Source organism: Bradyrhizobium sp. 134 (assembly GCF_023074155.1).
Taxonomy (GTDB): Bacteria; Pseudomonadota; Alphaproteobacteria; order Rhizobiales; family Xanthobacteraceae; genus Bradyrhizobium.
Window position 1 is genome coordinate 1 of sequence record NZ_JADPKX010000039.1, and the last position, 9,665, is coordinate 9,665.

The following is a 9,665-nucleotide window of genomic DNA, read 5'->3' on the forward strand; positions in this document are numbered from 1 at the left end:
CAGGGTGGCCGCATTCGTTCGGATCGGGTGGCCGCTTTCGATCGGAATCGGTGGCCGCCTTCCGTCGGAATCGGTGGCCGCTTTGCCCCGGATTCCGCAGGTGTGTTCGTGGAGGCCGAGTTCGGCAGCCACAGACTTGCTTGGCAATCCATCCGCGCATCGCAGGATCGCGCGGCATCGCTCAGATAGCGACCGCGCTACACGGTGACGACGGACTTGCCTCTCCAAGTACGCCCGCTCCTGGCACTCAGCACCAACGGCTCGATCGGTCGGCCTCTCACACCTGGATTCGCCACAAGCGCTGTCCCCCTACGTTTCGAGCGCTAATTTATAATGCACCGCACTTGAGTTCCAGATGACTAGATTGTGGATTCACTCACTCGATCGCGGCCAGAGCACTGGGTGGTACCCGTAAGACTCACGATGACGTGGCGGATTGCGGTGACAGGTGCTGGTCCTCGTCGTTTGCTTTACGGCTATCGCTTGATCTCGATCACGGGGCAAACGACAACACGCCGAGCGTGCAGAAGAGCCCTCCGAGTGTACGCCAATGATCTGGTTGCATTCTTCTTCTGCCGCTCGGCGAGGACGAGGATCGTTCTAATCTGCCGAGGTCCTTATTGGAATACTGCGACGCAACGAGTGCGTCGCGTGCCGTCGGCGCTTGCGACCCAACCCCTCTCGGACCCGCGCCAATGCGCGGTCGATCGGTGCAGCGCTCATCACCAGAAGCTTGTCGCGGATCTCGGGAGTGGGGGCGAGGTGGCCGTGCCGTTCCATCGCCGCAATCAGCGCAGGTATCAGCGCCTTCAGCCGCTTCCCGCAAATCCGGTCTGACGCCTCCCAAAGGAGCGCGAGAATGTTGCGTTCTGCCTAGTTATACACCCGACGTCGCGTCCGCCGACCTGGCCGTCGCTTCCTGACCTCGAAGAAGCCGCATCGCGTGCTTGCGATGGAATCCGTGATGTCGACGAACTCGTCTAATATCCTCGCCTTCTTCGCGCGATCCGACGTCCGATAGCGCGCGGCTACCGCCGCCGTCAGTTCATTCCGCGTCGCCATGCTCAGCCATCCCATTTTTGCCCCCGCTCGTTCCCAGTCCAAGGGAGCAATTTACGTGAGGCAACGGCTCAGCATCCGGCAACAATTAAGGCGAGGCAATGCGCGCGCGACAATCATCGCGGCAATCATCACCTCGCCGCGACACCGACTCGCCATCCTGATTGTCGCGCGCTTTCCCATCCAGATTGATGGTGTGGAACGGCCTCGTTACCGACAGCATCAAAGTGCTAAAACGTGGCTCGTTGCTGGCAACGCCACAAGGTAGGGAGCCGTTCCGTGAATCAGATTAGCACCATCGGCCTGGATTCGGCCAAGAACGTTGTTCAAACACACGGCGCCGACGCCGAGGGCGCGCCGATCTTCAATCAAAAACTGCGTCGGGCCGACGTGCTGCGCTTTTTCGAAAAGCTTCCGCCGTGTCTGGTCGGCTTGGAGGCGTGCGGCAGTGCCCATTATGGCGCGCGAGATTGCGGCGCTCGGTCACGACGTGCGCTTGATCCCGCCGGTTTACGTAAAGCCGTTCGTGAAACGGGGCAAGACGGACGCTGCCAACGCCGAGGCGATCAGCGAAGCTGTGACCCGCAAGACCATGCGTTCGTTCCGATCAAATCGGCCGATCAGCAGGCGGCGGCCATGGTGCTGAAGACGCGGGCTCTTTTACTCCGCCAGCAAACTCTGGCGATCAACGCGCTTCGCGGGCATTTGTCGGAGCTGGGCATTATAGCCGCAACCGGCACGGCGAAAGTAGCAGAGTTGATCGAGATCGTGCGGGACGAAGAGGACGTTTGCCTGCCAAAAGCCGCCCGTTTGGCTTTGGCTGAAATCGCCGATCAGATCCAGGCGTTGACGCGCCAGATCGATAAGCTCGAACGAGGTATCGTCGGCGAGGTGAAACGTGACGAGGACATGCGGCGGCTGATCACAATTCCGGGCGTTGGAGCGATCACGGCGGCTTCCGTCAAAGCGCTGGTCCCGGATCCCGAAGGATTCAAATCCGGCCGTCACTTCGCCGCCTGGCTGGGACTGACGCCAAAGCCCCATTCTAGCGGTGGCAAGCATCGGCTCGGCGGCATATCGAAAATGGGAAAGCCGACGCTTCGCTCGCTGCTTGTTTGTGGCGCGACGTCGGTCTTGCGACGCGTGAAGGGCAACGAGAAAGCGCCGCGGTGGCTAGTCACGCTTTTGGCGCGCTGGCCTTTCAAGGTAGTCGCGGTCGCGCTTGCCAACAGACGCGCGGCGACCACAGGCGCGCCTTCCCGCAGCCGAGTCCCTATAGCGCCTCTTCGTTCAATCCGGCTACTGTGAGGTCACACGCTCAACCGTTGGCATCCCCGTCATCTCACGGTATGCACCCGGTCGACGTCAAGCTAACCTGATTGATTACAATGCGGGGCCGCTCCCCGCAAGCAATACCTTTCGGATATTCTGTGGAGTGCAGCCGACCACAATTAGCCGCCACCATCAAGGCACCCGGCTTTGCGAACAGGCGCATCAGCAGTTGAAAGAGGAATTCGAGCTCGATCACTTTGAGGGGCGATCCTGGCAAGGTCTTCTAGTGGCCATGATCGCCTAGGCCTTCTTGCAACACGGACACTTCGCACAAGCGCGCCGAAAAAAAAGGAATCAACGGACCGCCGCCTCGGCCAACATACCGGCCGTACGCCAGCCCATCGTCGATCGCATTTTTCGACCGGCCGCCAACTAAACGATGCCCATATTGCAGACGACGAATCCTAGGAAAACAGCGGCGCAGTTACTCTGCCAAAGTAGCGCTACCGCAGCCACGCAACGGACCAACCCACGACGCGTCTTCATCTCCGACCATAAAAGCGGGATCCTCGGTGTGATCAAACGCGAGTTCCGCCGCCGATCCGGGATTGAACCCGTTCTCGGCCACATGAGACCGATAACATCTCGGCCGCTGTCAGATCAAACGCCGCGACGGTGATGCTGCCAACTTCGTTGTCTCACGTCAGCCACAACCTTAGCCTCGTCTTCGCCGGGTCGAGGATGCTGTTGCGCCCGATCCCGATCGAGCTCTGCGCCGACTCATCATCAAAACGGCGATCAAGTCAGCTTCTTAACGGTCGACCTTTTGAATTCCTGATCAAATGCTGCCGATCTCTTAAGCTCGAAGGCTTGACAATCTGGGCCGTTGATTTCTCAGTCTGACGATATACCTGTTGTTTTATCGAGCTTTTCTTTTGGAGAGCGTTGCCGTACCGATAATGCCCTCTGTTACCAGCCGTGAGATCTCCGCGTCGGAGATCCCGAGGAGACCTGATAGGACCGCTTTGTTATGTTGTCCAAGGGTCGGCGCCGCTGTGCGGACCGCGTAGGGCTCTAGATCCTCACGAATTGGCATCGAAGGCTGCGGGTGCAAGCCGATGAAAGCGCGTTCGACTTTTTGCAGAAATGCGCGCAAGCCGAGATGCGGATCTTTGAGCAAGTCAATTGGCGAGCGGACCACGCCGGCAGCAATCTTTCCGGTTTGCAGTACCGACATGGCCTCGTCCGCGTCGAGGCGCAGCGTCCAGGTTGCAATAGCTGTCTCAATTACATCCTCGATTGCCCGGCGAGCTTCCGCAGATTTGAACGGTTCTGTGGCCCACTCAGGCCTACCAATAAGCACCGCAAGCCTTTGCCACATCTCCGCGTCTGTCGCCGCTAGCACGATCCAGCTGTCCTCACCCGCACACCGGAAGCAGCCGTGCGGTACGAAATGAGGATGGCGATTTCCGTACCTTGTCGGCGCCCCCCCCATCGAGTGAACAGTGATCCATGGCGCTGCGAAGGGCATCATGCATTCGATCTGCGCCAGATCAATGAATTGTCCCTGGCCGGTGTTGCGAGCGTGAATCAGCGCGACCAAAACTGCAGCGCAACCGTTCAACCCGCCGACGGCATCGCCAAAAGCGATGTGGCTCATCACGGGTGGACCGTCGGGATTTCCGATCACTGTCGGCAACCCGGATGCCTGCTCGAAGGTCGATCCGTAAGCTCGGCAATCCCGATAGGCGCTGTCCACACCAAAAGCTGACATTGACATCACCACCAGCCGAGGGTTGACCGATCTGAGCACGTCGTAGCCAAGGCCGAGCTTTGGCAGCACATCAACCGAATAATTGTCGACTACGATATCGGCTCCCGCAGCAAGCCGCTTGGCAATATCGAGACCTCCTGGACGCTTCAGATCGAGTGTGATGCCGAGCTTGTTTCGATTCATAATGCAGAAGCGGACCGCCTTTTCATACATCTGGCCGGCGACGAAAGCAGGACGTTCGTCAACACCGCGCCACCAATCCGGATACTGAATGGCTTCTATTTTGATAACTTCGGCGCCGAGATCAGCCAGTATGCGCGTACACAACGGACCCGCCCAGCCCATCGTGAAGTCAATGACGCGAACCCCCCGCATCGGCTGTCGGTCGGAATCGACGGAACCGGAGGACGGTGACGAAGCGCCCGCCTCGTGTTTTCGGCGGTTTGTGAAAGCCTGCTGCTCGCCAAGCTTCGGAACCCTGCCCCCCCGACGCGGTGGTGACGATTTCAGCCGCTGCATCGAGCCAACGGTCAGGCCCTTTTCCTCGCCAAACAAGACTGGCACGATCGCGCCACGCGCGATTTTTTCGGGATCGACGAGTAGATCGGATATTTCGGGTACTGGCACGACCGGGATCTTCCGTTTAAGTCCCTCTGCAAACCACTCCTGGGCTGTCCGCGCTTTTAGCCTCGGCATAAACTGCCGTTCAATCTGTTCCATGTGTATGAGACGATCTTCGGCGAGAACAAGAGCCGGATCATCACGCAATGCGGGCAAGCCGAGCATATCGCAGAATGCGCGCCATTGTGTTGGCGTGACCGTCGTCACTCCGAGCCAGCCTTCTTTAGTTTCGTAAATTCCGGCTGGACCGCCCGGCCAGAACCGGTTAATGCCAATCCGACGCATTACGTCGCCGCTCGCAAATGCCTCGAACATGAGATACTCGCTCAGGGCGATGTTCGATTCCAAAATGTTCAGTGACCATGACCGTCCTGCTCCACCTTTCATTTGCGAAATAATCGAAGACGTTGCGGCGATGAAGCCCCACAATCCAGCAAGGATACCCGTCTGGAAATCCGGTGCGTGCAAGGGAGGCCCCTCAATTGGTCCGACCAATTTGATTAAGCCCGCGAGGGCGCGGATGGTTGAATCGGTTGCGGCGAATTCTGCATAGGGCCCGTCGTGGCCAAACCAGCTCGCTTCGAGGTAGATCAACCTGGAACGCCGGTCCCGAATCCCGGTGACATCAATGGAAGGGCACTCCGCTCGATCAACATCTCGGCCATCGACCAGAATGTCGCATTCCTCGATCAGCGTCGTCAGCCTTGTGACCGCGTCGGCGTCCGCGCTATCTATGATGATGCTTGACTTGTTAAAGTTCAGGAATGCGAACCACGCGCTTTGGCCACTAGGTGTGAGTGGCCCACTGCGGCGAAGTGGATCGCCAGATGGTGGTTCGACCTTCTGAACATCGGCACCGAAATCGGCAAACAACCGCGCGCAATAGCTACTTGCTGCCGAGCTACCGATCTCGATAACTCGTAGATGCGTCAATACTCCCATCGAGGGCTCCTTTGCCAGTCATGATGACGCTCAGGACGTCATCTGCTTCTCCTACGTGGCCGCGTTGGATCTAGGTCCGTTCTGCGTTATCGATCGCGTTGTTGATCGGAACACCTAATAATCGATTTTGCGTCGCAGGTCCGACACTTTCTTCCAGGGAGACTCTTCGCGCAGACGAGAAGGAGGAATGAAGCGCCAAACGGCAAGAGGACGTCAGGAGACACCGGCCAATCATCCGAGCGCAAACGACGGAGTTAAAGTCAGGTCGCTTCTTCGACGATCAAACTGGCTCCTTAACTCCTCCCCGGTTCGCCATATCAGCCAATCGTCGTCCACTATATTGTCCTCGGCTAGCTGCAATATCGAGCCGCCTCGTTCTTGATGCGCATATCCGTATTCTGCGACGACGCCCTTTTCCAGTGACCAGCGAGCGACGAGACCACACAAAAAGTCAGGATCCCACAAGGTAAACGATACACAGTGTGTTATTCGTGTCATGATCTTGGACACACCCTGTCCTCTAAAGTCTCTGCGGATCCAAAAATCCCCGTGGTAGGCTACTTTCCCGGTTATCTTCTTCGCGCTTGGAGCCACGCAAGCACAACGATCTTGAGGATGTGCATGCCTGATCGGATCAGCGTAAAACGCCTTTAGCGATTCGAGATGTGCTGCAAAGTTGGTGTGCGAAAGATCGTATAGTCGAGCCGCCGCTACGATTGCGACCTCGTTCTTATTGTCGACGCCCACAATCCAGTATCCCTCACCTGATTTGATTGGCGAGCGATCTGGCCGGAAATTTGGATAGGTTGGTCCCTTTGTAGGAGTGGCTCGTGTGATCGAAACATACTCATGAAAATCGAAACCTATCAAAAGATAGATACCTTTCTGGGTGGCAGCGGCGTCATTTACCTGAAGCCAGCGCGATACTCGCAAGGCATTTGCTACGTTTGTCAATTGTCGCACCATGTCGTATCGTGATGAGCTGCGTGATTGCTATCCGGCGACCATACTTTAATAACAATGGATCGAGACACTACCTACTCTGGTGAGGATACCATGCGTTCTGTCCGACCAAGTTTCCAAAGAAGCTCCAAGCCTAAGTGGCGTCGCATCCCGGACTCTCTCGCTAGCCGAGCGGCGGTCAACGACGCTGAATTACGCGCGCAACTCCCGGCTCCCAAGAGCAAGCCTGTTCGCGAGCAGCTGGAAACGCCGGACAAGAAGGCCCGCATATACGATTGTCCCAACTGACAACCCAATCCAAATACCAATGGCCCCAAGCCCCACCCAGAAGCTAAGCACATAGCTAAGCGAGAAGCCCATCGGCCAATAAACGATGCCGGCGAGCAAAAGCGGCACGCGCGTGTCTTTCAGTCCGCGCAGCCCACCCGCCGCAGCGCTCCGCGCGGCTTCACTGATAAAAAGGCTTGCGCCGACCAAAAGGAGCTCTGCAGCAAGTCCGATCGTCGGATCGGCATCGACGCCCGATTCGCGCAGGAATAACTCGACAAGTTCAAAGCGCGCGGCGATCACCGCAAGCGTCACCATCGCGGTGATCACTACACCAAGCAGCATCGCCACGAGACCTGCCCGCTTAATTCCGGGACCGTCGTTACGGCCAACCGCATGGCTAACACGCACCGTCGCCGCCATGCTGATGCCGAACGATATCATGAACAAGGGCGAGGCGACCTGAAGCGCGATCTGGTGAGCGGCAAGTGCGCTGGTGCTGATCTGTCCAGCCAGGATGGCCGCCGCGGAGAATAGTCCATACGCGACCAAGGCAGCTATTGAAATAGGCGTCCCGATGACGATCAGTTGCCGTATTAAGGGCCAATCGAAGCGCCACAGATGTGCAAGCACGCGGTAGTGACGAAAAGTGCGGCACATTGTAGCGACCCATAAACCGGCCGAGAACGTGCCACAGTTCACCAGCGTCGTAGCAAGCCCCATCCCGAACAGCTCCGACTGGGGCAAGCCGAGCCTCCCGTTGATCAGCAGATAAACGAGCAAGACCTTGGCGGGAATGGCCGCGAGCGTGATCCATAGGGCGGGCCCCGGCCGGTTGACCGAGCCCATGAAACTTCGAATTGCTAGAAAACCGAGGGCCGGTGCCACGCCCCAGGCCAGTCCGAACAGATATTGCTGAGCAAGCCGCGCCGCATTCGGCTCTTGGCCAAGAGCGAGCAGTATTTGTTCCCCGCGCAGCGCAAATGCTATGATCGGTAAAGATATCAGCAGCGCCATCCACAACCCCATGCGCAGAGAGCGCCGTATCATAGCTGGTTTATGCGCTCCAAATGCCTGAGCCGCCAATGTTGCGATCGGCGCTAAGAGGCCCGCGCCGAAGGCGAAGCTAACGAGATACACCCTGCTGGCCAACGCTACCGCGGCGATCGACTCGACGCCGGTGCGTCCGATGAAGACCAGATCGGTCGTCATCATCGCGATCTGCGCAACCTGGGTCAGTGCCATCGGCAATGCAAGTTTTGCGGTTTCATTGAGCTCGACAGCGAGGTGATGGCAAGCCGTCCGTCCTGTCCGTCTGTGCCAGGAATGCGATCCGGATTTCGTTTCGGTTATCTTGACCATGTATCGTGCTGCTTACCTTGCCTCCGGAATGGACGATCTCCTGTTTCCAGAGAGAGGATCCCCTTCTGCGCCTAGAGTTATCACCCGCGCATGCTGACCTTGTGTAGCGGCGTGTCACAGACGCGAGTGCGCCGACGGCTTGGGTCCGCTGTTCAATCCTGTCCCGGGATCTGCTCTGTCCAGAATAGTGCTGTCCTTAAGCAGCACCTCCGCACCGACCTTTTTGAGACGCGGAAGACACAGCTGGCGGTCGGCAAGCCGGTACGGTCGACTACCAAGCATCATCCCGCAATGGAAGCCAGTGCGAACCGAATCGCCGGCCTGACTGATCACAGTGGCACACTCGGGCGAGCCCGTGCACGCAGTTGGGTGGATTACGTGTCGTGGATTTCACACGCGACGCATACGTGAAGAGAGAGGCGATGGCCTTTATAAGACATTGCTGTGACTCCTGAGGCGGCAATGGATAGGCCTTCCCTTTCAAGGTTCGCGCCAATTGCAGGAACTTGATTTCCCGAGGCCATTATTTCAAGCGGCGTGTCATAGACCAAACAGTATGCCGCAAAAGCGACAGTCGGCGTCAGAGACTCTTCAGGTCTGCCGACCCCGGTAAGCACCCGAGATGGCAGGCAACTATGATACGTCTAACGAACGCTCCAGCCCGAGAGGCGCGACAGGCTCGTGCGTAACAGCAGCAGCGTTGCTCATCACGCGATCGCGATTTTTACTCAGAAGCGATTCCTTTCTATTTGACTAGTCAATCTAGCCAGTGTGCCAGTCGCCTTGCCCTCTAATTCCAGGACGAGATCTGCTGTTGTTGAGATTCGTATGGACCGATACTGCCCGCGTAGCGCGTTTTCGTGTTGAGCTTTCCGTATGGACGGGCATGCGCGCTCGCGCAGATCATGAAGAAGCCACAGTCCGACCCGTCTCGCGAAGCCATATCGATGCGCTGATTTGTGAGAACGCCGGCGACGATTACAACTTCGATCCCCTGTTTCGGATGGTCGTATTGAATACACCCGAGCGGGTTTTTGGGCAGAACGATTTCGTGGTCCGCCGGAGCGATCTCGGTCAGCACTTTCCCGCCCCATGAGCCCTTGCGCACGATCGCGCCCGTCCAAAGTTAAACTTTCGATCGTCGTATAGATCACCTCCGACACCGTTCGAACGGGCGGCATGAATCAGCCGCTGTACGTTCGGCAATACAACACGCCTGATGCGATCCACATAGTCCTGGTGCTTTGTCCGAATTTCCTCAGAAACCTCTTTGTTTTGCAGATCGATGACCAGTACGGCAGTCCGTTAGACTGTATGTCCCCTCCACAAAATGAGGCGACTCACCCTCGATGTTGCGACGAGGGTTGCCTGGATGGACCGGGCAGAGCCTCAAACAAGGAGGGCG

The 9,665-nt window shown here is 57.7% G+C and carries 6 protein-coding genes and 5 pseudogenes; 5 read left to right on the forward strand and 6 right to left on the reverse strand.

What is annotated here, in order from left to right; translation table 11 throughout:
- A pseudogene (locus tag IVA75_RS14810) lies at positions 1–189 on the forward strand (hypothetical protein); the annotation flags it as partial.
- On the opposite strand, the pseudogene IVA75_RS14815 reads toward IVA75_RS14810, so the two are convergent.
- Together IVA75_RS14815 and IVA75_RS14820 are read right to left on the reverse strand one after the other, a co-directional pair.
- Positions 100–296: pseudogene (locus IVA75_RS14815) on the reverse strand (IS630 family transposase); the annotation flags it as partial. The pseudogenes IVA75_RS14810 and IVA75_RS14815 sit on opposite strands and share 90 nt — an antisense overlap.
- Before the next feature lie 307 nt (positions 297–603).
- A pseudogene (locus IVA75_RS14820) lies at positions 604–1,077 on the reverse strand (ISNCY family transposase); the annotation flags it as partial.
- 261 nt (positions 1,078–1,338) lie between these two features.
- On the opposite strand from IVA75_RS14820, the gene IVA75_RS14825 reads away from it, so the two are divergent.
- The 3 genes and pseudogenes from IVA75_RS14825 to IVA75_RS14835 form a co-directional block, all read left to right on the forward strand.
- A complete protein-coding gene (locus IVA75_RS14825) occupies positions 1,339–2,367 on the forward strand; it encodes an IS110 family transposase (RefSeq protein ID WP_247282164.1) in 1,029 nt (342 codons plus the stop codon).
- A 169-nt stretch (positions 2,368–2,536) separates the two neighbouring features.
- A pseudogene (locus IVA75_RS14830) lies at positions 2,537–2,767 on the forward strand (IS701 family transposase); the annotation flags it as partial.
- A 90-nt stretch (positions 2,768–2,857) separates the two neighbouring features.
- Positions 2,858–3,048 (forward strand): annotated as a pseudogene (locus IVA75_RS14835) (IS5/IS1182 family transposase); the annotation flags it as partial.
- A 202-nt stretch (positions 3,049–3,250) separates the two neighbouring features.
- Here the strand turns inward: IVA75_RS14835 and IVA75_RS14840 are convergent.
- The 4 genes from IVA75_RS14840 to IVA75_RS14855 all read right to left on the reverse strand — a co-directional run bounded on the left by IVA75_RS14840 (position 3,251) and on the right by IVA75_RS14855 (position 9,341).
- A complete protein-coding gene (locus IVA75_RS14840; RefSeq protein ID WP_247282165.1) occupies positions 3,251–5,668 on the reverse strand; it encodes a CoA transferase in 2,418 nt (805 codons plus the stop codon).
- Between the two features lie 231 nt (positions 5,669–5,899).
- Entirely contained in the window at positions 5,900–6,634 is a 735-nt protein-coding gene (locus IVA75_RS14845; protein ID WP_247282166.1) for a hypothetical protein, read from the reverse strand.
- A 189-nt stretch (positions 6,635–6,823) separates the two neighbouring features.
- A complete protein-coding gene (locus IVA75_RS14850; RefSeq protein ID WP_247282167.1) occupies positions 6,824–8,260 on the reverse strand; it encodes an MATE family efflux transporter in 1,437 nt (478 codons plus the stop codon).
- A gap of 790 nt (positions 8,261–9,050) precedes the next feature.
- Positions 9,051–9,341 (reverse strand): hypothetical protein, encoded by a 291-nt coding sequence (locus tag IVA75_RS14855; protein ID WP_247282168.1) that lies wholly within the window; start codon positions 9,339–9,341, stop codon positions 9,051–9,053.
- A gap of 98 nt (positions 9,342–9,439) precedes the next feature.
- Between IVA75_RS14855 and IVA75_RS14860 the strand changes: the two genes are divergently transcribed.
- Positions 9,440–9,665: hypothetical protein (locus tag IVA75_RS14860; RefSeq protein WP_247282169.1), on the forward strand; the 226-nt coding region annotated here is incomplete at its 3' end.

Excerpts from the sequence above, each read along its gene's own strand:
- IVA75_RS14850 (WP_247282167.1), bottom strand. The coding sequence starts at position 8,260 with ATGGTCAAGATAACCGAAACGAAATCCGGATCGCATTCCTGGCACAGA.
- IVA75_RS14840 (WP_247282165.1), bottom strand. The coding sequence starts at position 5,668 with ATGGGAGTATTGACGCATCTACGAGTTATCGAGATCGGTAGCTCGGCA.
- IVA75_RS14845 (WP_247282166.1), bottom strand. The coding sequence starts at position 6,634 with ATGGTGCGACAATTGACAAACGTAGCAAATGCCTTGCGAGTATCGCGC.